The 24538-nt window shown below is 71.3% G+C and carries 20 protein-coding genes; 5 read left to right on the plus strand and 15 right to left on the minus strand.

Going from position 1 to position 24538, the window contains the following annotated elements; all coding sequences use genetic code 11:
- The first annotated feature begins 44 nt into the window (after positions 1-44).
- Positions 45-2345 carry a rhamnogalacturonan lyase gene (locus ACJJV7_RS12885; RefSeq protein ID WP_405374139.1) on the plus strand — a complete coding sequence of 767 codons (2301 nt, stop codon included), beginning with the start codon at positions 45-47 and terminating at the stop codon, positions 2343-2345.
- Between the two features lie 101 nt (positions 2346-2446).
- Here the strand turns inward: ACJJV7_RS12885 and ACJJV7_RS12890 are convergent, their stop codons facing one another.
- Positions 2447-3754, minus strand: a complete 1308-nt coding sequence (locus ACJJV7_RS12890) for a cellulase-like family protein (protein WP_405374137.1) — start codon at positions 3752-3754, stop codon at positions 2447-2449.
- Positions 3751-6990 (minus strand): DUF5107 domain-containing protein, encoded by a 3240-nt coding sequence (locus ACJJV7_RS12895; protein WP_405374136.1) that lies wholly within the window; start codon positions 6988-6990, stop codon positions 3751-3753. Before ACJJV7_RS12895 ends, ACJJV7_RS12890 begins: the two co-directional genes overlap by 4 nt.
- 93 nt (positions 6991-7083) lie before the next feature.
- On the opposite strand from ACJJV7_RS12895, the gene ACJJV7_RS12900 reads away from it, so the two are divergent.
- Positions 7084-7947 (plus strand): helix-turn-helix domain-containing protein, encoded by an 864-nt coding sequence (locus ACJJV7_RS12900; RefSeq protein ID WP_405374134.1) that lies wholly within the window; start codon positions 7084-7086, stop codon positions 7945-7947.
- Positions 7948-7995: 48 nt separating this feature from the next.
- Here the strand turns inward: ACJJV7_RS12900 and ACJJV7_RS12905 are convergent, their stop codons facing one another.
- Positions 7996-8775 (minus strand): alpha/beta fold hydrolase, encoded by a 780-nt coding sequence (locus ACJJV7_RS12905; RefSeq protein ID WP_405374931.1) that lies wholly within the window; start codon positions 8773-8775, stop codon positions 7996-7998.
- A 182-nt stretch (positions 8776-8957) separates the two neighbouring features.
- Between ACJJV7_RS12905 and ACJJV7_RS12910 the strand changes: the two genes are divergently transcribed.
- Positions 8958-11093: a beta-galactosidase gene (locus ACJJV7_RS12910; protein WP_405374133.1), complete on the plus strand. Its 2136-nt coding sequence runs from the start codon at positions 8958-8960 to the stop codon at positions 11091-11093.
- A 21-nt stretch (positions 11094-11114) separates the two neighbouring features.
- On the opposite strand, the gene ACJJV7_RS12915 is transcribed toward ACJJV7_RS12910, so the two are convergent.
- The 9 genes from ACJJV7_RS12915 to ACJJV7_RS12955 all read right to left on the minus strand — a co-directional run bounded on the left by ACJJV7_RS12915 (position 11115) and on the right by ACJJV7_RS12955 (position 20011).
- On the minus strand, positions 11115-12080 hold the full coding sequence (locus ACJJV7_RS12915) for a serine hydrolase domain-containing protein (RefSeq protein ID WP_405374131.1): 966 nt from the start codon (positions 12078-12080) through the stop codon (positions 11115-11117).
- Positions 12080-13852, minus strand: coding sequence for a glycoside hydrolase family 35 protein (locus ACJJV7_RS12920; RefSeq protein WP_405374129.1), 1773 nt, complete (start codon positions 13850-13852; stop codon positions 12080-12082). Before ACJJV7_RS12920 ends, ACJJV7_RS12915 begins: the two co-directional genes overlap by 1 nt.
- Positions 13853-13901: 49 nt before the next feature.
- Entirely contained in the window at positions 13902-14981 is a 1080-nt protein-coding gene (locus ACJJV7_RS12925; RefSeq protein ID WP_405374127.1) for a mandelate racemase/muconate lactonizing enzyme family protein, read from the minus strand.
- A complete protein-coding gene (locus ACJJV7_RS12930; protein WP_405374125.1) occupies positions 14978-15901 on the minus strand; it encodes an NAD-dependent epimerase/dehydratase family protein in 924 nt (307 codons plus the stop codon). The genes ACJJV7_RS12925 and ACJJV7_RS12930 overlap by 4 nt, the downstream gene beginning before the upstream one ends.
- Positions 15898-17229, minus strand: coding sequence for a Gfo/Idh/MocA family protein (locus ACJJV7_RS12935; protein ID WP_405374123.1), 1332 nt, complete (start codon positions 17227-17229; stop codon positions 15898-15900). The genes ACJJV7_RS12930 and ACJJV7_RS12935 overlap by 4 nt, the downstream gene beginning before the upstream one ends.
- Positions 17230-17344: 115 nt before the next feature.
- The gene (nhaA, locus tag ACJJV7_RS12940; protein ID WP_405374121.1) at positions 17345-18628 is read right to left on the minus strand and encodes a Na+/H+ antiporter NhaA; all 1284 of its coding nucleotides are present in this window, start codon (positions 18626-18628) and stop codon (positions 17345-17347) included.
- Positions 18629-18696: 68 nt separating this feature from the next.
- Positions 18697-18864, minus strand: coding sequence for a hypothetical protein (locus ACJJV7_RS12945; RefSeq protein WP_405374119.1), 168 nt, complete (start codon positions 18862-18864; stop codon positions 18697-18699).
- A gap of 86 nt (positions 18865-18950) precedes the next feature.
- Positions 18951-19316 carry a cupin gene (locus ACJJV7_RS12950; protein ID WP_405374117.1) on the minus strand — a complete coding sequence of 122 codons (366 nt, stop codon included), beginning with the start codon at positions 19314-19316 and terminating at the stop codon, positions 18951-18953.
- A 62-nt stretch (positions 19317-19378) separates the two neighbouring features.
- On the minus strand, positions 19379-20011 hold the full coding sequence (locus tag ACJJV7_RS12955; RefSeq protein ID WP_405374115.1) for a helix-turn-helix domain-containing protein: 633 nt from the start codon (positions 20009-20011) through the stop codon (positions 19379-19381).
- A 155-nt stretch (positions 20012-20166) separates the two neighbouring features.
- Between ACJJV7_RS12955 and ACJJV7_RS12960 the strand changes: the two genes are divergently transcribed.
- Entirely contained in the window at positions 20167-20937 is a 771-nt protein-coding gene (locus tag ACJJV7_RS12960; protein ID WP_405374114.1) for a DsbA family protein, read from the plus strand.
- An 8-nt stretch (positions 20938-20945) separates the two neighbouring features.
- Entirely contained in the window at positions 20946-21530 is a 585-nt protein-coding gene (locus ACJJV7_RS12965) for a vitamin K epoxide reductase family protein (RefSeq protein WP_405374112.1), read from the plus strand.
- Between the two features lie 13 nt (positions 21531-21543).
- On the opposite strand, the gene ACJJV7_RS12970 is transcribed toward ACJJV7_RS12965, so the two are convergent.
- Genes ACJJV7_RS12970 through ACJJV7_RS12980 form a run of 3 tightly spaced genes read right to left on the minus strand, consistent with a single transcriptional unit; the run spans position 21544 to position 24450 of the window.
- On the minus strand, positions 21544-22311 hold the full coding sequence (locus tag ACJJV7_RS12970; protein ID WP_405374110.1) for an ABC transporter ATP-binding protein: 768 nt from the start codon (positions 22309-22311) through the stop codon (positions 21544-21546).
- Positions 22308-23327: a FecCD family ABC transporter permease gene (locus tag ACJJV7_RS12975; RefSeq protein WP_405374108.1), complete on the minus strand. Its 1020-nt coding sequence runs from the start codon at positions 23325-23327 to the stop codon at positions 22308-22310. The genes ACJJV7_RS12970 and ACJJV7_RS12975 overlap by 4 nt, the downstream gene beginning before the upstream one ends.
- Positions 23328-23364: 37 nt before the next feature.
- Positions 23365-24450: an ABC transporter substrate-binding protein gene (locus tag ACJJV7_RS12980; protein WP_405374106.1), complete on the minus strand. Its 1086-nt coding sequence runs from the start codon at positions 24448-24450 to the stop codon at positions 23365-23367.
- Positions 24451-24538: the final 88 nt, after the last annotated feature.

Here is a 24538-nt window from a genome sequence, read left to right on the forward strand (position 1 = left end):
TGGGGAAAGCGCATTCCATCCACGACGTTCGAAGGTGAACAAAGATGAGAAAACCTGTCCGCACGTCCGCCATCGCCGTGCTCGCCGCGGCCGCTCTCGTCATCCCGGCCCAGGCCGCGGTGGCACACGGAGGCGGCCACGGGCCGAAGCCACCGGCATCCGCTCAGATCGAGAAGCTCGATCGCGGGCTGGTCGCGCTGCCCACCGACGACGGGGTGTACCTGTCGTGGCGACTGCTCAAGAACGAGGCCACCGGCGCGAACGCGACCGGCCTGACCGGCACCGACTTCGTCGTGCGCCGTGACGGCACGCGCATCGCGACCGTCACCGATTCGACGAACTTCGTCGATGAGAAGGGCACCGAGCGCTCGCGCTACACCGTGTCGCCGCTGCAGGGAAAGCGCGAGGGCAAGGCCTCCGACCGGGCGAGCGTCGAGGCATCGCCGTTCCTCGACATCCCGCTGCAGAAGCCCGCCGACGGCGTCACTCCCGCCGGTGAGGCCTACACCTACGCGGCGAACGACGTGTCGGTCGGTGACATGGACGGCGACGGCTCGTACGAGTACGTCGTCAAGTGGGACCCCTCGAACGCGAAGGACGTCTCGCAGGTCGGCTACACCGGCCCCGTCTTCATCGACACCTACGAGCAGGACGGCACACTCCTGAACCGCATCGACCTGGGCGTGAACATCCGCGCGGGTGCGCACTACACGCAGTTCCTCGTCTACGACTTCGACGGCAACGGCAAGGCCGAGATCATGATGAAGACGGCCCCGGGCACGAAGAGCACGGAGTTCAAGAAGGGCAAGGCCAAGAAGGCCGAGTTCGTCACGATGCCGAAGGCCGACCGCAAGGCCGGCTATTCGCACTCCGACGACTACCGGATGAGCGCCGACGACTACGCCGCGCACCTGGCCGATGTCTTCCAGGGCTGGTCGGAGCGCGAGGAGGTCGTCTCGGGTCAGTGGCCCGCCACGATCGAAGAGGCGCTCGGCACCGAGCCGACGCACGACTACCCGCTCTCCCGCGCCGACGCGGAGGAGCTCGTCGACTACTTCATCGATGTGTACGCGCCCTCGCGCTCGGCCCGCAACGTGCTGCGGAACTTCGAGGGCTTCATCGTCGACGGCCCCGAATACCTCTCGGTGTTCGAGGGCAAGACCGGCAAGGAGCTCGAGACGGTCCGCTACGAGCCGGGTCGCGGTGACGACGGTCTGCTCTGGGGCGACTACGCGATGTCGCGCATCGAGCCGGGCAACCGCGTCGACCGCTTCCTCTCGGGTGTCGCGTACCTCGACGGCACGCGCCCGTCGGCGGTGTTCGCCCGCGGCTACTACACGCGCTCGACCGTCGCGACGTACGACTGGAACGGCAAGCACCTGAAGAAGCGCTGGCTCGTCGACAGCGGTCATGTGCCGATGACGAACCCGTTCAACGACGGTCCGCACGGGCGCGACGGCACCGACCCCGAGTACGGCACCCTCACGACCCAGGGCTTCCACAGCCTGAGCGCAGCCGACGTCGACGGCGACGGCAAGCAGGAGATCGTCTACGGCTCCGCGACGCTCGACGACGACGGCAGCCTGCTCTACTCGTCGTTCGACACCATGCCCGAAGGCAGTGCCACTCCCGGCGAGAACGTGCGACTCGGTCACGGTGACGCCATGCACGTCGGCGACTTCGACCCGAAGCGTGCGGGCAAGGAGATCTTCACCGTGCACGAGGGCGGCGCCTACGCCCCGTACGGCACGGCGATGCGGGATGCCGCGACCGGCGAGGTGCTCTTCGGTGCCTACTCGGGCCGTGACACCGGGCGAGGAATGGTCGGCGACGTCCGCTCCGACGTCGACGGCGTCGAGGTCTGGTCGAGCATGCCCGCCGGCACCGAGGCGTCGGGCCTGCTCTCCGCGACGGGGGAGACCCTGCAGCCGACGAACCCCGGCACCAACATGTCGATCCGGTGGGCGGGCGACCTGACCACCCAGCTCGTGAACGGCGCCGGAACGGTCACGCCGACGATCGACGACTGGACGCGCGGAACCGTGCTCACGGCGTCGGGCACCCTCACCAACAACGGCACGAAGGGCAACCCGTCGCTCGTCGCGGACGTCCTCGGCGACTGGCGCGAGGAGCTGCTGGTGCGGACGGCCGACTCGTCGGCGCTGCGCATCTTCGTCTCGACCGAGGTGACCGAGCACAAGCTGTACACCCTGATGCACGACACCCAGTACCGGGCCGAGATCGCGCGTCAGCAGACGACGTACAACCAGCCGGCCTACACCGACTTCTACCTGGCATCCGACATGTCCTTCGAGGACGTGCCGCTCCTGAAGAAGAAGCGCTGAGCTGAACACCGAGAGGGGGCGGATGCCGGGGCAACCGGCATCCGTCCCTTCTCTTTTGCCCGGGTGGTGCGAACTCTTTGCCCGCGCGGTGCGAGATCCGCTCAGCGGGCGCTGCGGACGAGCGCGTTCACGCGCTGCTGCCAGTCGCGGAGCTGCCACATCGGATGATGCGGAGCCGCGTTGGAGCTGGGCACGACGCCCCACACCCCGTGGCGCAGCGCGGTGCGGATGCCGTGCTCGGCGAGTTCGCGCCCGGTCTCCGATTCTTCGAAGGTCCCGTGCAGGGGCGTGTAGCCGACCCAGCCCTCGCCGACCAGAGCCGGCACGCCCTGCCACCTCGCCCACGCGGCGATCGCGATCACCCGCGACTCGATCTCGCGCCGCATGACCTCGGCGTACGGCGGGTACGCCGCGTCGAGCCAGGCGTCCCACGCGGCGGTGTCGACCCAGTCGTAGCCGTAGATCATCTGGTCGGTGATGACCGTGGCGCGGAGCTTCCACGCGGCGGGTCGCCCGTACTGGGCGGCCGTCGGGGCGCCCTGTTGCAGGAGCGCCCGGAGCTCGGGGTTGGGGAAGTCCTCGCTGCCCTCGGACCGGATGTCGATCCGCTGCTGGAGGGCGTCGAGCACACCGTAGCTGTAGACGTGGAACTGCGCCGCGCCGAGACCTGCGGGAACCTGATGCATCGCCAGGTGCGGCGGCTTGCCGTAGCTGGCCGTGGCGAGGAGATCGGGATGCCGGTGCCGCAGCCACTGCACGGCGGCGGCGCCTCCGTCTGCCAGCGCCGGGAGGATCGAGAAGTCGACCTCGTTGTGCAGTTCGACGAGCGCGACGAGGTCGCGGTGACCGCGATCGCTCAGCCAGGTCAGCATCCGTTCCCACGCCTCGGCGAGCACCCGGTAGCGCTCGCCCAGCGGCACGGCGTCGATCGCGTCGAACCAGCGGGAGGACGCCGCGAACGACGGCGACTGCTGGTACTCCCAGCTCGCCAGGATCACCACGAGTCCGTGCCGCCGCGCCGCCGCGAAGAGAGCGTCGAGATGCGCGAACAGGTCGAGCGAGTAGCCGCCGGGAGTGTCGTACCAGCGGGTCCGCTGCCCGTAGAAGCCGCCGCCGGGAGCGGCGCCGAGTCCCTCGATCTGTAGAGCACGGGCGAGGTCGTCGAGACCGAGGTCGCCGAACAGCAGCAGCGGGGCGGCGCAGATGCGGATCGCGTTGTAGCCGAGCGCGGCCGCGTCGGCGCAGGCCGCGTCGATGTCGGCGTACACGTCGCCGTCGCCGGCGCGGGTGTACCAGGAGAAGTCCCACAGGGTGATCGCCAGCCGGGCGGGCAGGTGACCCGGCACGGGGCCGGTGAGTCCGGTCTCGTCGACCGGCACAGTGCCGGACCCCAGATAGCGCTCGGTCATGCGTTCATCCTTCCGGGTGCGGTGGCGATCTCACGACCGGATGCCGCGAGCTCCCGCAGCCGAGTGGCATCGGCCTGTCGGCGCGCGTCGGTGTCGAGGTCGAACACGAGCAGTTCGGGCAGCGAGGTCGCGAAGTAGTCGACGGTGTCGGGCGCCGCCGCGATCTCGGCGGCGCGCTCATCGAGCGCCCGCCAGGTCGCATCCGCGGCCTCGTCGTCGCCGAGCCGGGTATGCGCGACTCCGATCCAGAAGGTCGCGGTGTCGGCCGGCCGTGCGTCGACGGCGAGAGGCGTGGACGCCCGTGCGCGTTCCCACGCGCGGGTCGCCGCCGCCGGGTCTCCCGCTGCGGCGAGGGCGTCGCCGAGCGCGACGAACCGCTCGGCCTGCGCATCGGCGGGATGCCGGCCCTCGCCCAGGTGGGCGGGCGCGTCGACACCGCTGGTCAGGAGGGTGACGGCGTCGGCAGGGCGGCCTTCGGCGCAGAGCCGGCGCGCGAGAAGGCACGCCGCCCGGTCGTAGACCGCGAGGACGGTGCCTTCGCCGCCCTCGAAGGCGCGGAACGTCCGGGCGCTCAGGAGGCGCCACGCCTCGTCGACATGTCCGGCGTCGAGCAGCAGGCCGATGTGCACGACGGCGAGGTCGTCGCGCCGGGCGAGCGTCGCCGGGTGCCGCTCGAGGAGGGCGAGCCGCGCGCCGGCGTCGTCTCCGGCGAGCTGGGCGACCAGGTCGCGTTCGAGCACCAGCCGGGCGTCGGCTCGGCGCTCGAGGGCCCTGTCGTAGAGCGCGGCGGCCTCGGCGGCGGGTCTGCCGGTCCGGACGGTCGCGAGCGCGAGGTTGCGAAGGGTCACCCGGTCGTCGGCGCCGAGGCGCCGCGCGTCGGTCAGCGTGTCGAACGCGTCGGCGTCGCGCCCGGCATCCAGCAGCCACGCGCCGAGCATGCTCGCGGCGGCGGACGATCCGTTCGCGGCGCCCGCGCGGAGGGCGTCGTACTGGGCGAGCCCCGCGGGAAACGCACCGCCGAGATCGAGGCGATCGGCGGCCGCTCGCTCGGCGGACGCGACATCGGCCTGTCCCGCGGCATCCGCCCATGCCGCCCGCACGATGCGGCGGATCGGCTCGAGGTTGCCGAACCCCGCCGTGCCCGAGGCGGCCTGCGCCGTGGCGGCGAGAGCCTCGGCGAACGCGCCGGCGCGGGCGAACTCCGCACCCGCGTCGAGGGCCGCCCGCGGGTCGACGCCCGCCGCGGTGCCGGCGAGCAGCGACGTGACGGGGTCGAGCGGGTCGCCGTTCACCAGTGCGCGCAGCGCCGCTCCCGCCTCGTCCACGCGGCCGAGGGCGCGCAGCGCGAGCACCCGCAGACGACGAGCCTCCGGGATCCCGGGCGCCATGCCCGCCAGGTCGAGCGCGGCTGCCGCCCGCCCGTGCCGCAGGGCGATGCGGGCCCGTGCGAGCGCGGCGGGCGCCGTCCACACGGCGTTCCAGGCGGCCCGCGCGAGCCGGGCATCGGCGCGGTCGTCGTCGCAGCTGCGCTCGAGCGCGAGCCCGAGCAGGTAGTGGGCCTCACCGTCCCGCGGATTCAGGTTGCGGCGGGTCTCACGCGAGACGGCCGCCTCGAGGTGGGCGACGGCCGCCGCGTCGTCGCCCCGCGCCAGATGCCACGCCCCCAGCGACGTCGCCGCACGGGCATCGCCCGGATCGCGCCGGATCATCTCGTGCAGGTACGGGAGGGGCGACCGGGTCGGATGCCGGTACTGGATCAGGTGCGTCGCGGTCAGGTAGAGCTCGTCGCTGCCCGAGATGTCGTCGGGCAGCGGAGGCGCGGTCGCCGCCCACGGCTCGCCGGCGTCGTCGTTGCGCGACGCCCAGCGGACGAGGAGCGCGTCGCCCGCCACGACCGTCACCTCCGCCGCGTCGCCGTCGAGGTGCGCGGTCCAGGGGGACTCGGGGCCGAGGAGCACGTCCTCCGCGTGGTGCCGGCCGTCGGCGAAGGTGACCGTCACGCGGGCGCTCTCGTGTCGACGCGTCGCGATGACGCCGACGCGCGAGGCGCCGCCCTCGGCGGTCACCGACACCGCGGCATCCGTCGTCGCCTGGCGCGCCGGGCCGATCGCGTGCAACGGGTACCAGTACTGCTGGAACGTCTTGGTCTCGCCCGGCACCAGCCAGGCGAAGTCGGGCTGGTTGTCGGTGTACACGCCCGCCATGAGTTCGACGTAGGGGCCGTCGGTGTCGGTGAGCTGGTCGTCCCATGCCCGCCCGATGGGGCCGTTTCCCCACGTCCACTGCTTCTTGCCGGGTGAGATTCCGGGGTCGGCCCAGTGCACGAAGCCGGCATCGGCGGTGTGGTCGTACCCGCCGAAGAAGCCGTCCTCGGTGTCGGTGATCATGTACGAGGTCGGTACGGGGATGTTGCTGTACACGTCGATGCGGTCGGCGCCGGGGCGCTCGGCGGCGAGGGCGGGATAGTCGACGCCGTAGTACGCCCGGTCGGCGTGCGGGAACGCGGTGATCGCGCGGCGGGCGTGGTCGGCGACGAAGCGGACGTCGTCGGGGAAGAACGACTGGTACCGCCCGTGTGAACGCGCGGCGACGTTCGCCCACCACAGGAAGGTCTGCGGCACGTCGGTGCAGTTGTGCAGGCGCACGTCGAGCTCGATGAGTGAGGATCCGGGGCGCAGCCGCACGCCGTGGACGCCCCGCATCCGCTGCAGGGGATCGAGGTCGCTGTGCCAGACGATCGCGCTGCCGTCGTCCTCGCGCTCGATGCGGCTGTCGACGGGGAGGAACGTGGCGGGGCGATGGTGCTGGGGCCAGTTGAACTCGACGCCGCCCGAGATCCACGGGCCGGCGAGGCCGACGAGGGCGGGCTTGATGACGTTGTTCCGGTAGAAGAAGTCGTAGCCCGCGACCTTGTCGTACCCGATGTGGATGCGGCCGCCGAGTTCGGGGAGCAGCATGAGCCGGACGTACGCGTTCTCGAGGTGGATCGCGCGCCATGCTCGCGGCTGCTTCTCGTGCGAGATCGACTCGATCATCGGCAGCGGATACACCCGGCCGCTCGAGCCCTGGTAGACGCGGCGGTCGAGGAACGCGGGATACGGGTCGGGATCGCCGGGCTCGTACGTGTCGATCAGGACGTCCTCGGCCCAGCAGGCGACGTCTCCCGCGTCCAGGATCTGCCGCTGGTCGGCGGGGGCGTCGGGCAGGTGGATGCGGCTGGGCTCGGCGTCGGGCATGGGGCGAATCTACGGGCGGCGGGTGCGTTCGGACATGGGTCGGAGGATCGCCTGCCTGGATGATCCGCTGGTGCGGTGCGGCAGGATGGGGGGATGCAGCGGGCAGAGGGGTTCGAGCGGCAGCGGCTGAGCGTCGTGCCGCGCCCCGTCGTCGAGGCGGCTCTTGCCCGTCCGGTGACGCGGCGGATGGTGGTGACGGATGCCGGCTACTTCCCGCGCGCGGCGGATCACGGCCGGCATCGGCCGGCGGGAGCGCCCGAGACGATCGTGATCGTGTGCGTCTCGGGAGCGGGGTGGGTCGAGGTGGCCGGTCAGCGGACGCGCGTCGGCTCGGCGACGGCGATCGTCGTCCCGGGCGGCGTGCCGCATTCCTACGGCGCCGACTCCAACGACCCCTGGACGATCTGGTGGTGTCACGTGCGCGGTTCGGACGTGCCCGAGCTGCTCGACACCGCCGGGGTGTCGCCCGCACGCGTGACGCTGCCGCTGCGCGGCGTGGAGCGCGTGACCGCGCTGCTCGACGAGATCTCGACGTCGCTCGCTCGCGACACCACCCCGGGTCGCATGGTCGCGACGGCGGGGATGGCGTGGCGGCTGTTCACGCAGCTCGCCGTCGACCGGTTGCTGCCCGAGCACGGCACGCCCGTGGAGCGTGCACTTCGTTACCTCGAGGAGCGCATCGACGGCAGTGTGCACGTCGGCGAGCTCGCCGCGATGGTCGGGGTGTCGCCGTCACACCTCGCGTCGCTGTTCCGCAAGGCCACGGGAGGCGGGGTCATCGCGCACCATCTGGCGCTGAAGATGGCGCATGCCCGAGATCTGCTGGATACGACGGACCTGCCCGTGGCCGAGGTCGGTCGGCGGGTCGGCATGGACGATGCGTTCTACTTCTCGCGCAGATTCCGCGTCGCCCACGGGGTGTCGCCGACGGCGTACCGGGGGCAAGGGAAAGGCTGATCGGTCTACGGTGACGAGCGCAGTCGCCGGCAGAGCAGGCCGCGGATGCTAGTGGGTGCCGTCGAGAATGAGTCGGGTTGCTTCATGCGCGGCGTCCCATTGCGGAAAGTGGCCGCAGCGCTCGAACCAGTGCAGCACAGCGTCCGGGAACAGTTCTGTGGCGCGAGCGGCCTGACGGGGCACCGTCACCAGATCGCGCCGCCCCCACCCGATCGTGATCCGGCCGGGCACCGTCCCTGCCGGTGCGCCCAGTTGCTTGGGTCCTCTGGTGAGGGCGTCCATGGCGGCACCGGTCGCCGGCGAATCGGCCAGTCCGCGCACGTCCGGCAGCACGGTCGCGGGTGAGAGCGCCCAGGGCCGCGCCGACAACTGCGCCAGCAGCAGAGTCCTTCCGACAGGGTTGCTCAGCAGGGCCGGCAGCATGCCTCGCAGCGCTCGGACCAGCGCGATCGAGGGTCGCAACGTGGCGCCGAAGACGACGAGCTCGCGGTGGCTCCAAAAGCCACCCGGGTCCAACGCCACAGTGTCGCCGCCGACCCCCCGTCGCGCGAGCTCGAGCACGATTCGGCCGCCCATCGACTGGCCGACGGTCGAGACCCCGTCCAGCCCCTGCTCGCGGATGAAGTCCGCGACAGAGTCGGTCAGCGTGGCGATCGAGACCTCGCCGGCCAAGGGCGGTGTCTCACCGAACCCGGGTAGGTCGACAGCGATGACCTCACGGTGCTCCGCCAGTTGGTCGAGGATCGGGGCCCAAGACCGCCACCCTGCGCCCAGGCCGTGTACGAGCAGCAGTGGGCTGCCGTCGCCGCGTCGAATATGGTTCAGCATCACTCACGCAACGCTATCCCTGCCACGGCGCGTGTTGCTCCCCACCGCAACGGAGTTCTGTCCATGGTGCGGGACGAGGGCGCAGTCGCCGACGGCAACCCTGGACGATCCGATTGCCTCTGCGGATCTCGACGCAACCCGCTCCTAGGCTCGGACCCGTCCCCACCCCCGTTGGAGCCCCGATGTCGCGCGTCCACTCCCCCACCGTCCGCCCGCCCGTCCTGACCGAGCGCGCGGCCATCCGCCCCTCGGCGGGTGACGACTCCGGAGTCGAGGTCACGGCGCAGTCCGTCCGGCAGGACGGGATTCCGGTCTTCCCGATCTCGGGCGAAATCCATTACTCCCGCATCCCTCGTGAGAGGTGGATGTCGGTGCTCACCGCTGCTCGCGCCGGTGGCCTCACCCACGTGTCGTCGTACGTCCTCTGGAACCATCACGAGCCGGTGCGGGGGCAGGTCGACTTCGGCTGCGGACTCGACCTGCGCGCCTTCCTCGAGACCGCTCGGGAGGTCGGGCTCGGGGTCATCCTCCGCATCGGCCCGTACGCCCACGCCGAGGCGCGCCACGGCGGCCTCCCCGATTGGCTCGTCGACTCCGGCTTGCCGCTCCGGACGAACGACCCCGCCTACCTGGCGGAGGTCGAGACCTGGTACGCCCGGCTCGCGCGCGAGGTGGGCGGCATCCCGCTGTTCTCGATCCAGGTCGACAACGAGCTCTACGACGGGGCCGCCCATCTGGCCCGCCTGCGCGACATCGCCGAGGGGCTGGGTTTCGCCGCGCCGATCTGGACGGCCACCGGGTGGGGCGGCGCGGCGGTGCCCGACGGGTTCCTCCCGGTCTACGGCGGATACCCCGAGTCGTTCTGGGTCGACGCGGAGACCGAGCCCGACCTCCGCAGTCACGCCAACTTCTACCCGTCACCACGGCGCGACGACGACTCGATCGGCGCCGACCACCGCGATGACGCGGCGGTCGCCGAGGCGGTGCGGGCGCCGCATCCGTTCACGACCTGCGAGCTCGGGTCGGGCATGACCTCGGCCTACCACCGACGGCTCGACGTGCCGGCGGCCGAGGTCGCCGCGCTCGCGATGGCGAAGCTCGCGTCGGGCAGCGTCTGGCAGGGGTACTACATGTACGCGGACGGGCGGAACCCGCGCCGCGGCCTGCAGGAGTCGCACGCGGCGGGCGCGCCCAATGACTTCGTCGAGCTGGCGTACGACTTCGGGGCGCCCGTGCAGGTCGACGGTGTGCCGCGGGCGAGCTGGGCGGCGCTCCGCCGGCAGCACCTCATGCTCGCGGGCTGGGGATCGGCGCTCGCCGCGATGCCGGCCTCGTTCCCCGACGATGCGGTCGACGCCCCAGACATGACAGGGCTCCGGTGGTCGGTGCGCTCCGACGGGGCGAGCGGTTTCGTGTTCGTCGTGAACCGGCATCCGGGGGTCGACCTGCCCGCCCATGACGGTGTGCGATTCGAGGTCGGCGACGTCGTGTTCCCCGAGGTCGACATTCCGACCGGCGCCGTGTTCATGTGGCCGTTCGGGATGCCGCTGGGCGACGCGACCGTGCACTGGCTCACCGCGCAACCGGTGACCGAGGTGGTGTGGCGCGGGGCGCCGCTGCTCGTCGCGGCGGCGACGGGCGGCATCCCGCCCCAGCTCTCGGCCGATGCGGACGTGGTCGAGGTTCCGGCGCGGCGCGGGCGGGTGTGGGAGTTGTGGCGCGATGGCGGTGTCGCCGCGCGGGTGCTCGTGCTCGACGAGGCGGATGCCGACGCGATCGCCGTCGCCGACGGGCGGCTCGTGTGGGCTCCGGGCGCGGTCGTGACAGCAGGCGGGGAGGTGACCTTCACGGGGGATGCCGCGGTGACGCCGTGCGTCGAGGTGCTCGGCGAGGACGGGTGGTCGGCGGTCGGCGTCGAGCTCGGGCGGCCGACCCCGGTCGAGGTGAGGGTCGAGCGCTCGGCCGGTGCACCTCCTGCCGGATCCGCGCACGGTGGTCGAGCGTCGATCCCTACGGACTGGAACGCGGCGGCGGTGGTCGCCGTTCCCGTGGGCCCGGCCGACGATCGCACCCTGCGCCTGGACTGGGTCGGCGACGTCGCTCGCGCGTGGGTCGGCGACCGACTCGTCGCTGACGCCGTCTGGACGGGGCGGCCCTGGCGCATCCCGGCCGAAGCGCGCGGCGGTGCGAGCGAACTCCGAATCGAGATCCTTCCCGCCCCGCCCGCCGAGCGCACGCGGTTCCCGGCCGACCCGCCCGTCGGCGCGGCGATCACGCACGCGGAGCTCGAGCCGCGCGCAACGATCGCCGTGGTCTGACGCGGCGTCCGCCCCGCCGCGTCAGCGCCCGGCGATCACCGCGTTGTCGATCTGGTCGAGGTCGACGTGGGTGCGGACGGCCCGGTTGGTGAGCAGCACCCAGGCGACGCCGGCGGTCGGGTGCACCCAGAACTCGGTGCCGGCCCATCCGCCGTGGCCGTAGACGTCCTGGTCGATGAGTCCGGGTGCGCGGGTGCGGAGGTTCCAGGTGAAGCCCCAGTCCTGACCGCGCTCGGCGATGTAGGGCTCGAGGCGGGGGATGTCACCGGTCAGCGGTCGACGCATCATCGCGAGGGTCGAGGGCTGCAGGATGCCGCCCTCCTCGCCGGCGCCGATCCGAAGGAGAGCCGTGCCCAGGCGCAGCAGATCCGTGGCACCGGCCGCGAGTCCGGCTCCGGGATGCCGGTGCGCGACGAACCGTTCCATGTCGAGCCCGGCGGCCGCCGCGTCGGCGACCGGAGCCGTTCCGCTGTGGTCGAGGCTGAGCCCGTCGGCGCCGATCTCGCGCGCCCAGTCGGCCACCTCGGCATCCCAGCTTCGTCCTGTCGCCCACTCGATCAGCGCGGCGACGCCGTCGAAGGCGAGGGTCGAATAGCGCGACGCCGACCCGGCCGTGAAGTCTCGGCCCTGCGCGAGCAGCTCGGTGCGGAGCGGGCGCGGGGTGTCGAGCGCGGGCTCGCTGATGCCCGAGGTGTGCGAGACGAGGTGGCGCAGGCGCACGATGTCGTCACGGCTCGCGCCGAACCCGGGCACGGCGGCGGACAGCGGCGTCTCGCTCGACAGGAGTCCCCGCTCGACCGCGCGCGCCGCCGCGATTCCGACGAGCGGCTTCGTGATCGAGAACAGGGGATACCGGTCGTGGGCGGCGGCGCCGAACGCGTCTAGCGCGATCGTTCCCTCGGCGGTCGCGATGCCGAGGACGGCGGAGGGCAGGCGCCCCTCGTCGACGTGCCGGCGGACCAGCTCGAATGCGGCTGCGTGCGTCATCACTCCACCTCGTGTCCGAGATCGGGTCGGGGCAGGAACCGCGCCGTGGTGTCGGTGGCTTCCTCGAGCTCGATGATGACCACCTCGTTCGTGCCGGAGCGTGTCACCGGCCCGGGCACGTAGAGCGTACGCTGTGGCCCGCGCCGCCAGTAGCGCCCGAGGAAGAAGCCATTGACCCAGGCGTAGCCCTTGCCCCAGCCGCGGGTGTCGAGGAAGAGGTCTGCGGCGCCCGGCAGATCGAACTCAGCGCGGAGGCCGATCGGCCCCGCCACGACGGCGCCGGCCGCAGCGCCCTGCACGGCGGCCTCGCTCGCGGCGGCACCGCTCACGGCGGGGCCGAGGGCGGGCACGTCGATCGTCCGCACCTGCCAGGGCCCGGCGATCGGGTGGCCGTCGAGCAGCACGTCGCCGATGAGCCCCTTGGCCTCGCCGATCTTGCTGTCGTAGTTCACGCGGCCGGTCTCCTCGACGAGAAAGGTCAGCTGTTCGCCGGCGGGCACCACGAGCGTGTCATCGCCGATGGTCCGCTGCAGGCGCCCGACGGCGACGCCGTCGCGCGAGACCCAGGCGTAATCGCGGATCTCCGCCTGCAGCACGGCGGGGCGGTCGCTCGGCGCCGCCACCGTGTACTCGACGAGCACGACGTCCGACCCGAGCTCGTCCATCGTGGGCGCGGCCGCGAAGGCGCCCCGGTCTGTCGTCGTGAGCGCGACCGCATCGCCGACGGCGGTGAAGGGTGCGCTCGGCGTCGGGGCGTCGACGGGCTCGGGGAGCGGCTCGTCGGGAACGGGGGCGTGCCGGGCGATGACCTCGCGGAAGGCGAGGAACTTCGCGGTGATGTCACCGGATTCGGTGATCGGGGAGTCGTAGTCGTAACTCGTGACCATCGGCAGGTAGCGGCCCGAATCGTTGGCTCCCGCCGTCAGCCCGAAGTTCGTACCGCCGTGCACCATGTAGATGTTGACGGATGCTCCTGCCGCGAGCAGCCGATCGAGGTCGGCCGCCGACTCCGCGAAGGTCGTGGTGTGGTGCTTCTCGCCCCAGTGATCGAACCAGCCGCACCAGAACTCCATGCACATGAGCGGCCCGGTGGGCTGGTGCTCGCGGAGCACCGCCAGCCGCTCGTCGATGCGGCTGCCGAACGACCCGGTGATGTGGAGGCCGTCGTGCGCTCCGGCGGTGAGCATCGCGGGGATCGGCTGATCGACCTGCGTCAGCGGCACCGTGATTCCCCCCTCGCGGGTGACGCGGATCAGCTCGGCCAGATACGCCTTGTCGGAGCCGTAGGCGCCGTACTCGTTCTCGATCTGCACGAGGATGACCGACCCGGCCCGGTCGATCTGCCTCGGCGCGACGATCGCGTTGACCCGTTCGAGGAACGGCAGCACCTCGGCCAGGAAGCGGGGATCGGAGCTCCGCAGTCGCATCGTGGGGTCGGCGGTCAGCCACGTGGGCAGGCCTCCGTTGTGCCATTCGGCGCAGACGTAGGGGCCCGGCCGGACGATCGCGTGCAGCCCTTCTTCGGCGACGATGTCGAGGAAGCGGCCGAGGTCGAGGGCGCCCGTGGTATCCCACTGCCCCTTGACGGGCTCGTGGGCGTTCCACATGACGTACGTCTCGATCGCATTGAGGCCCATGAGCCGCGCGGTGCGGATGCGGTCGCGCCACTGATCGGGGTGCACGCGGGCGTAGTGGATGGCCCCCGAGATGATGCGGTGGGGCGATCCGTCGAGCAGGAAGTCGGTCTCGCCGATGGCGAAGCGGGAAGTCACCTGCTCCACCCTAGCCAGACCACGGCCCGTTCGGGAAGCGCTTTCCGGCTCACGCGCCGGCGAAGCGCAGCCCCAGGCCGAGGTGCGCGGCCTCGACGGCGCGACCGCGGATGATCGAGACGGGCGACGGGGTGGTCAGGGCCCCGAGGTCGCCGAAGCCGGCATCCTCGATGTCTTCGACGAGCACGTCCTGCGGCGTCGTCATGGCGAGCTGCGCCGACAGCTCCGGCAGCAGGTGCGGGTGGAGGGGCGCGCCGGCCGCCCGGGCGTCACCCGCGATCTGCAGGAACGGCGTGATGCCGCCGACGCGCACGATGTTCGGCTGCACGATCTGGGCGGCTCCCGCCGAGACGAAGTCGGCGAACCGGAAGCGGGTGTGGAGGTTCTCACCCAGGGCGATCGGAACCGCCGACGACGAACGCAGGCGACGGCCGAGCTCGGTGTGCCCGGCGAGGTCGTCGGCGCGCAGCGGCTCCTCGATCCACGCGATGGTGGATGCCGCGAGCGCCTCGACCGCCGTCGTCGCCGTCTCGAGGTCCCACCGCTGATTCGCGTCGACCATCAGTGCCCGGTCGGGGCCGATGATCTCGCGGACGGCGGCCACCCGTTCCAGGTCGCGACGAAGGTCGGGGCTTCCGACCTTCATCTTCACCGCGTCGAAGCTCGCATCCACCCAGCGGCGGGCCTGCGCGAGCAGGTCGTCGAGGTCGTAGTGCAGGTTGATGCCGCTGCCGTAGGCGGTGACCGACTCCCGGCGCCGGCCGAGCAGCCCGCTGATCGAGGTGTCGGCGGCGCGCGCCGCGGCATCCCACAGCGCGAGATCGAGCCCGGCCAGGGCGATCGTGGTGATCCCGCCCCCGCCCGCCTCGTGCAGGTGCCGCCAGAGGGCCGGCCAGAGCTCGGCAGCGTCGGCGGAGGCGCCGATCGCGCGATCTCGGATGTCGTGCTGCAGCAGGGCCAGGACTGCGGAGGCGCCGATCTGGGGTGTCCAGGAGAACCCCCATCCCTCCGCGCCGTCGGAGCGGACGACGTGCGTCGCGATGACGCCCACGGAGGTCACGTCGGCCGCCCACGGGCGAGTCAGCGGCACGCGCACGAGGGTGGCGTCGAAGGCGGCGATCGTGGTCACGGCAGGGCGGTCTCGACCAGGGGGGCCGGGGCGAGCTCGTCCTGCCACCGATGGGCCGGCCGCCATCCCAGCATCCGCTCCGCCTTCGCGGTGGAGAAGGCGGGGGAGGTGCCGGTGAGACCCGCGGCCAGGGCGTCGCTGCCGGGCACGAACCGGGGCAGCAGCTCGGCGAGCGGGCGCCGGGCCAGTGCGTCGCCGGCGCCGACGAAGAAGGTCTCGCCGTTCGGGATCTCGGGGAGCGCGGCGAGGAGGCTGTCGGCGAAGCCGGCGACGTCGCGCGCGTCGACGTAGTTGAACAGCGCGGGCGCCGACAGCGCCGGGTCGTCGAGTCGCTCACGGACGGTGTGGCCCTGCTGGGTGGGCGCGCCGGCCCACTCGTCAGGGGCGATCACGTAGCAGGGGCGGAACGCGGCGTAGCGCACGGCGTCGCCGGTACGCCGCTGCAGCATGGCGAGCGTCTGCTCGATCATGAGCTTCGACAGCGCGTACGCGTTCCACGGCCGCGGGGTCGACTCCTCGTCGAGCGGCAGTCGCTCCGGCAACCAGCCGGCGGGGTTGCCGTAGCCGAGCACGGTGGGGCTGGATGCCGCGACGATGCGCCCGATCCCGGCGTCGACCGCGCCGCCGAGGACCGAGATCGCCAGGCCGGTGTTCGTCCGCATGATGACGTCTTCGGGCGCGCTGAACGGCACCGCGATCGCCGCGAGATGGATCAGCGCGTCCGCGCGGGCGTCGGCGAGAGCCGCGGCGGTCGCGGCGCCGTCGAGCAGGTCGAGGGTGACCTCCCTCACACCGTCGGCCAGAGGGCCGTCGGCAGGTGCCCGGTCGAGAGAGACCACCTCGTGACCGCGGCCGGCGAGACCGGCGACGAGGCTCCGCCCGAGGCGCCCCGACCCGCCGGTCACGACGATGCGGGTCACGGCGCGCTCAGCAGCTGCACGCCGAGCTCGGCGACGTCCACGGGCAGACCCGTCTCGAGAGACCGGTTGCCGGCGATGCCGACGGCGATCGAGCGGACGCCGTCGGTCCAGTCGGCGGGGCGACCCAGCGGGTCGTCGACCGGGCCGGCGAAGACGTCTTCGAGGAGCAGCACGTCGCCACCGCCGTGGGCCTCGCCGCCGCCCTCGATCGGCAGTTCGACCGCCTCGTGCCAGTGCCGCTGCAGCAGCAGGCGATCGCCGACGGGGCGGAGCGACGAGGCATCCCCCGCGTCGATCGCGCTGGGGTCGACGATCGGATGCAGGCCGTCGCCCACCAGCACGGCGCCGCGTTCGACGACGTCGAGCTCGACCCGGCCCTCGGTGCCGTTCACCGCGACCCGGTAGCCCTCCCAGGGGGCGTGCGCGTTCAGCGAGTACGACAGCGTCGCCCCACCGGAGTAGTCGACGACCAGGGCGAGGTTGTCCTCGATCGTGATGCCGGGGCCGAAGACGTCGCGGTCGCGCAGGTAGCCGTCGTGCTGCTCGGCCTCGAGGTAGAGGCTCCGCAGGCGCTCGTCGCCGCGCAGGTCGAGCTCGAACGGATCGCGCTCACCGTCGTGCGTGCCGCGCTCGGGGCGCTCACCGAGGCCGCGGGCATCGGCGTTCTCTGCGCCGTAGAAACGCAGCCCGCCCGAGGCGTAGACGCGCCGGGGCTGCTGTCCGATCCACCAGTTCACGAGGTCGAAGTGGTGGCTCGATTTGTGGACGAGCAGCCCGCCCGAGTGCTCCTTCTCGCGGTGCCAGCGGCGGAAGTAGTCGGCGCCGTGGTGCGTGTCGAGAAGCCAGGTGAACTCGACGGAGGTGACCTTGCCGATCAGCCCGTCGCGGATGACCTGACGGAGGGTGCTGTTGCGCGGGGCGTAGCGGTAGTTGAAGGTGAGGACGACCTCGCGTCCGGTCTCCGCGACCGCGGCCTCGATGGCGGCGGCGCGGTCGGCGTCGATCGTGAGGGGCTTCTCGACGACGACGTCGGCGCCGGCGCGGAGCGAGCGGACGATCATCTCGGCGTGGGTGTCGTCGCGCGAGCACACGATCACCCGGTCGATCTTCTCGTCGGCGATGAGGCGCTCGAGGTCGTCGGGTCCCCAGACGCTCGGCGCCGTGAGGCCGCGCGAGACGACGAGGTCGGTGTAGACGGCGGCGCGGACCGGGTTCGGTTCGCAGATCGCGACGAGCTCGGCCCGGTCGCGGTAGGTCGATGAGATGGCATCGACGTACATCTGGGCGCGGTGCCCGGCTCCGACGAGCGCGTAGCGCGTGAGCGTCATGTGGTGTTCCGACCTTCCCGGCTGCCCCGATATGGGGAAACGTTTTCTGGGAGGGTAGCACGCACGCGGCCGCGGCCGGAGGACCCGGCCCATCGGCCGCGCGCCCCGGGCCGCGTCAGCGGACGGGTTCGACCAGCGACCGGTAGTGCCGGTTGCGGATGCCGAGGATCACCGCGCCGATCGTCGCGGCGATCAGCGACCCCGCGAGAACCCCGACCTTCACGTGGTCGGCGGCCGGGCTCCCCTCGGCGTACGAGAGCTCGCCGACGAGGAGCGAGACCGTGAAGCCGATTCCGGCGACGAAGGCCATTCCGATCATGTCGACCCACCTGAGCGTCGGATCGATCCGGATGCCGGGGAGCCGGGTGAGTAGGAACGTGGTGCCGGTGATGCCGATGACCTTGCCCACGACCAGGCCCGCGATGATGCCGAGGGCGATCGTGTCGGTGAACGATGCGGCGAGCCCGCTGAGCCCGCCGACCGCGACGCCGGCGGAGAAGAACGCGAACACCGGCACGGCCAGCGCGGTCGAGACGATTCCCCATCGGTCGGCGAAGTGCGCGGCCATGCCCTCGTAGACGGGCTGTCCCGTCTCGTCGGCTCCGTAGGGCACCCGCGCTCGCCCCTTCGCGACCACGGGGACGACGAAGCCGAGCAGCACCCCGGCGACCGTGGCATGCACCCCGGAGGCGTGCATGAGGGCCCACGTCGTGACGGCGAGAGGCAGCAGGATCCACCATGACCGCACCCCGCGCCGCACGGCGACCGCGAACACGGCGAGCGGGAGGAGCGAGAACAGGAGCGGCAGCAGCTCGATGCCGCTGCTGTAGAAGAGGGCGATGATCGTGATCGCGAGGAGGTCGTCGACGACGGCGAGGGTGAGCAGGAAGGTGCGCAGAGCCGGCGGCAGGAAGCGCCCCACGACCGCGATCACCGCGATCGCGAAGGCGATGTCGGTCGCGGCCGGAATGGCCCACCCGCCCAGGGCCTCGCCACCGCGCGGCAGGTTGATCAGGGTGAAGATCAGTGCGGGCACCGCGACTCCACCGATCGCCGCGACGATGGGGACGACGGCGCTCTTCGGATCGCGGAGCTTGCCCGCGACGAACTCCTCTTTCAGCTCCAGACCCACGACGAAGAAGAAGATCGCGAGCAGGCCGTCGGCCGCCCAGGCCCCGACGCTCAGGTTCAGGTGCAGGGACTCGGGTCCGAAACGGAAGTTCCGGACAGCGAAGTACTCATCGGCGAGCGGACCGTTGGCGAGGATGAGGGCCAGGATGGTCGCTCCCAGCAGGAGGGCGCCGCCGACGGCATCCTTCTGGAGGGTTTGGCGGACGCCGCGCCAGATGGCGTGCGGGCGCTGACGGGCGGGCAGGGGAGACGGCGAGTGGTCGGTCACGGAGTTCTCTCGGTCGAGGCGGCACGGATCACGCGGCCGAGGTCTCGAAGGGAGAGGGCGGACGCGGCCTAGGCGCGTGGCGGCGGGCAGCCGGCGATCTCGCCGTGCGCGTTCGTCCCCCACGAGCTCAGCCACCCGTTCGTGCCGCAGTGACGCTCGACGACGACCAGCCGCGTGCGGAACGCCTCGCTCGCGCGCAGGCGCGCCCGCGAGACGGTCGAGGCAGGGAACGGCATGGCTCCAGGATATCGGAGCCTGCGAACGGGATGCCGGGGTTCCGCGGGCACGCGCGAGGTCGACGTCAGCGCGCCGACCCCGCCGGTCAGGCCGCCGCGTAGTAGTCGTTGCCGCGGGAGAACTCGACGAAGGTGCAGGGGGCGTCCCCGACGCTCCAGGCGTCATGGCCGGGGGGCAGGAGCATGACGTCGCCGGCGGAGAATTCCTCGTACGACCCGTCCGCCATCTCGACGGCGAGCGTGCCGTCGATGACGAGCGCGACATGGGGGAGCTCGCAGTCGTCCGTGCCGGCGTAATCCTTCAGATCGCTCGACCATTTCGCCCCGGCACCGAAGGTGACCTGCGTGACCTGCACGCCATCGAGGTCGGCGGTCCGCTTCGAGATGAGCCCGTGGTCGTCAGGGGTGATCTCGGCGAACGTCGCCTTCTGCATGCGAGTGTTGTACGTCATGGGGTCGCCCTTCCGCGCCGCACCCGGTGTGCGGGCTGCGCGTTCAGTCGACCACGCGCACCTCACGCGACGGAAGGCGATTCGCGCACGAGAACCGCCGAATCGCGCGCTGCCGGGTCGTCGAGGGTCAGCGCGACGATGCACCCCCACGAGGTGCACCTCGAGCGATCGGAGTCGATCTGCAGTCGGCCGCCGACCGTGCGCAGGATCGCCTGCATCAGGCGGAGGTGGACGGTCAGGCTCTCCGCGCTGTCGTGGATGCACGGTGACAGGTGGATGACCAGGTCGCGCTCCGGGCTGCCGTCGAGATCGATCCCGCACTCTTCGAGGTGGTCGGAGAGCGCGTCGAGTTGATGGGTCTCCTGCTCGGGGAGCAGCGAGTCGAGCGGAGGCCACATCCGCCGGATCAGGTCGCCTCGGTGGGCGGCGCGGGCGACCCGGTCGGTCAGAGCCGTGCTCGTGCGAGCGGCGCCGTCGGCGAAGGCATAGAGGTAGCGCGGTCGTCCTCGCCGTCGGTGATCGTCCCGGGAGATGACGACCCACCCCCAGGACGCCATCTTCCGCAGGTGGTCGCGAACCGTGTTCGCATGCAGCCCTGTGCGAGCGGACAGATCTTCCGCGGTGGCGATGCGCGCCTCCTGGAGATGCCGGAGCAGCCTGAGCCGTGAGGGCGACAGGGGAGTGAGGGGCGGCATGGTGGTCCGATGGTGACGGGGGTTCTCCCTTGTAATTCTACGAGTCGTAGAAGTAAGCGGGGCCATGCCCGCTCGCCCCGCTCGTCTCATACGAATTTCATCAGCGGGCGCAAAACGACAACTCGTAGAGTAAAAGTCTCAGAGAGGGCGTCACGATGGCAAAGAGGAACAGTGCGGCAGCGCGAGCGGCGCAGGCGCAGGCCCGCGAGCTCCACGAGCGGGAAGCCCGGCGTCATCGCCGCAGGCGCGCGCTCATCCAGACGTCGATCGTCGGCGCCGCCGGACTCGCGGTGGCCGGCATCGTGGTCTCGGTCGTGCTGGGTGCGCAAGCCGCGGGTGAGGTCGCTCAGCCGAAGGGAACGCCGGGCGCCACCGTCGCCTCCCTCGGCGACGCCCCGCTGACGATCGGCGACGCCTCCGTCCGCCTCGGTGCGGCGGATGCGCCCGTGACGCTGTCGCTCTACGAGGACTTCTCCTGCCCGCACTGCAAGGAGTACGAGAGCGCGGTGGGTCCGGTTCTGGACGAACTCGTCGCCGCGGGTGACGTCGCCGTCGAATACCACCCGATCCAGTTCGTGACCAACTACGGCATTCGAGCGGGCAGCGCGGCCACCTGCGTCGCGGAGGGCGATCCGGAGCGGTGGCCCGACGTCCATGCCTCGCTCTTCGCGATCCACGACAGCGCCACCGATGGGTGGGGGAACGATCAGCTCCGCGACCATCTCGCGGGGTTAGGCGTGAGTGATCCGGGCGTCCTCGAGTGCGTGGCAGACGGTCGCTACGAGAAGTGGATCGACGCGAACACCGATGTCGCGCGCGACGCGGGGGTGGAGGGTACGCCGACACTCATGATCAATGGGGAGATCGTGGACACCCTCGGCCCGGAGGAGTTGCGCAGCACGGTCGATCGCCTGCGCGCGGAATGAGACGACGGGTGCGGGCGTCAGCCGCCCAAGGGTGGCTCTTCGTCATCAGCGGGGTCCTGGGCGCCGCAGCATCGGCCATCCTGCTCATCGAGCGCATACGACTCCTCGAGGAGCCCGGGTCGACCCTGGCCTGCGACATCAATCCGTTCGTCGCCTGTGCGCCCGTCATGACGTCGCCGGCCGCGTCGATCTTCGGGTTCCCGAATCCGATCTTCGGGCTCGTGTGCTTCACGGTCATCGTCACGACCGGAGTCGTGCTCATCTCCGGCATCGGCTTGCCGCGGTGGTACTGGGGAGCCCTCGCGGTCGGCGCGGTACTCGCCGGCATCCTGATCAGCTGGTTGCAGTACCAGAGCATGACCGTGATCGGCGCGCTCTGCATCTGGTGCATGCTCGTGTGGGCGGCGACCATCCCTCTCGTCGTCACCATCGTCGGAGTCGCGCTCGCCCGCGCTGATGTCCTCGGCAGGCGCGGAGCCACCGTCGGACGCGGACTCCTCCGCTACCGACCGAGCATCATCGCGGTCTGGTATCTCGCCGTTCTCGCGGCCCTCGTGGTGACCTTCCTCGACGACCTGCTGGCGGCGCTCTGACCCCGCCCCGCGATCAGCGACCGGGAGCCGTGATCAGGTGCGGGCGGCCTGTCAGCGGGTTCGCGATGACCGTGGAGCGGCATCCGAAGACGTCCCGCGTCAGATCGTCGGTGAGCACGGCGACCGGATCGCCCACGGCGCGGATCCTTCCGCCCTCGACGACGACGATCGCGTCTGCGTGTGCGATCGCGTGCGTCAGGTCGTGCAGCACGACCACCCTCGTCAGGGGCACCGCGTCGAGGAGGCCCAGGAGGTCGTGCTGCGCCGCGACGTCGAGGTGATTCGTCGGCTCGTCCAAGAGGAGGACCTGGGCATCCTGCGAGAGGGCGCGGGCCAGCAGCACGCGCTGACGCTCGCCCCCCGACAGCGTGGCGTACCGGCGGTCGTGCAGGTGACCGGCCCCGCACCGCTCCAGCGACGCCCGGATCCACTCGCGATCGACACTCGACTCGGCACTGAGCCATCGCTGATGCGCGTGTCGTCCCGTGGCGACGACATCGCGCACCACGAGGCTCTCGTTCCCGGTCTGGTGCTGCGTGACCACGGCTCGCAGCAGCGCCGCATCACGAGGGCGGAGCGCGGCCACATCGGTGCCGCCGATCAGCACCCGACCGCTGTCGGGCCGGATGGCGCGGTACATCGCGCGGAGGAGCGTCGATTTGCCCGACCCGTTCGGGCCGACGACGGCGACGAACGAGCCGTCGCGGATGTCGAGGCTGAGGTCCGCGATGAACGGGCGGCCCGACATCGTGATGGTGAGGCGGTCGAGCTCGATCTTCACGGCCGTGCCTCCGAGGCGCGCATGAGCCAGAGGAAGAACGGGCCGCCGACCAGGGCGGTGAAGACCGTGAGGGGGTATTCGTTCGGGTTCCCGATCGTGCGAGCCACCAGATCGACGACGATGAGGAAGAGGGCGCCGGCGAGCGCCGTGACGGGCAGCAGCCTCCGGTAGTCGGCGCCGACCAGCATCCGCATCGCGTGGGGCACGATCAGCCCGACGAATCCGACCCCGCCCGCCACGCTGACGGACACGGCCGTGAGGACGGCGGACGTGACGAGCAGCCCGAGGCGGAAGCGGCGCAGATCGACTCCGACGGCGATCGCGTCGTCGTCGCCGAGCGCGAGGGCGTTCAGCCCTCGGGCGTTGGTGATCAGCCATGCCCCGGTGAGGAGGAGCGTCGCGGCGGGGAGGAGCTGCGAATCCCAGCGGGCCCCCGCGACGCTGCCCATCATCCAGAAGAGGATGCCGCGGATCTCACCCGGCTCCGCATGGAGTTGGGCGAAGCTCGTGCCGGCCATGGCGACGTATCCCAGGGCGACGCCCGACAGGACGAGTCTCATGTCGGTGAAGGCCCCCGACCTCTGCGCGAACGCGAAGACCAGTGCCAGCAGTCCGAGCGCACCGACGAAGGCGGCCGCCGATGTCGTGAGTCCGAGCACGGTCGCCGAGCCGAACGTCATGACGAGGACCGCCCCGAACGACGCCCCGGAGGAGACTCCGATGATGTACGGGTCGGCGAGCGGGTTCCGGAGGAGTCCTTGCAGCGCGGCGCCGGCCAAGGCCAGGCCGGCGCCGACGATGCCGGCGAGGAGCACCCGCGGAGCCCGCAGCTCCCACACGATCTTCTGATCGAGAGGATCGATCGCGCTGACATCCCCGCGGAGATTGGCGGCGACGGTGGCGATGACGCGCGCGGGGTCGATCGTGACGCTCCCGATTCCGACGGCGATCACCATCGCGAGAGCCGTGAGCGCCGTGAGCCCGAGGAGCCACAGCGTGAGGGGGCTCCGCAGCATCCGTGTTTCGGGATGCGTCGGAACCCCCCGGCGGTGCTCAGAATGCGTCAGGATGAGCGACCCGCGCGATCTTGGAGATGGCGGCGGCGTTCGTGGGCCCCACGTAGACGCCGTCCGAGACCGTGACATAGGTGTTGGTCTTCGCGGCATCCCACTGCGGGTATTCCGCGAACAGGGCGGCCGCTTCGGCATCGAGATCCTCGTCGCGCATGAAACCGCCGACCACGAGGACATCGACATCTGCCTGAGCGAGCTGTTCGGCGTTGATCGCAGAGGTGAAGTCCAGGCCGCTGTCGGCGAAGGACCCCTTCACTCCCGCCCGTTCGAGGACGTCATCGAAGATGCCGCCCATGAAGACCGCGGGCATGCCGTTGGGGGTCATCATCGACATGCCGGGGAAGACGATCAGCCCGTTCGGCTGCTCGCGGCCCGCCACGGCAGCCGACACGTCGTCGATCTCCGTGCGGAGGTCGGTGACCAGGGCCTCGGCCTCGGCCCCGCGGTCGAAGACGTTGCCGATGAGGTGGAGGAGGTCGAAGGACGACTCGACGGTCGCGTCGTCGAACGCTGCCATCTCCTCCTCTGTGGCGTCTTCCTTGCCCATCGCGCAGTTGGCGGGGTTGACGAGCGACGCGATGCCGGCGTCGGCCAGTTCGTCACGCGACGCGAGGCCGGCGCTCTTGTCGAAGCCGCCGGACGTCGTCGCGATGACGAGATCGGGCTTCAGGGCCAAGAGCTTCTCGGCGGGGATCTCGAAGCTTCCCGCCATGTCGACGTCGCCGGTCGGGAGGGCATCGATCTGTGCGACGAGCTCGGGCTGGTCGGACATGCCGTAGTTCTGGGTGTTCGCGAGGACGGCGTCACCGAGGTCGAGCAGCAGAAGCGATTCGACCTCTGCGACCGACGCTCCGTTCATCAGGACCACGCGGGAAGGCGCCTCGTCGAACGTCTGCTCGTACCCGCAGTTCGTGATCGTCAGCGGGTACGACGTCGCATCGCCGCTGCCGGAGGTGCCGTCGACGGCCGCCCGCTCCGGGGCCGCGGTCGACGTGCAGCCGGCGAGCACGGTGATCGCCACGGCGGTTGCCAGGACAGCTGCGGATCTGGTTCTGAATGGGGGCATGATGAGACTCCTCTGAGATCGTTCGCTAACTCTACACTTCGTAGAACTAACGGCGAGAGTGACGTGTGCGCCCGCACGCGATGACCGG

It is taken from the genome of Microbacterium sp. Ld4 (assembly GCF_045066555.1).
Classification (GTDB): Bacteria; Actinomycetota; Actinomycetes; order Actinomycetales; family Microbacteriaceae; genus Microbacterium.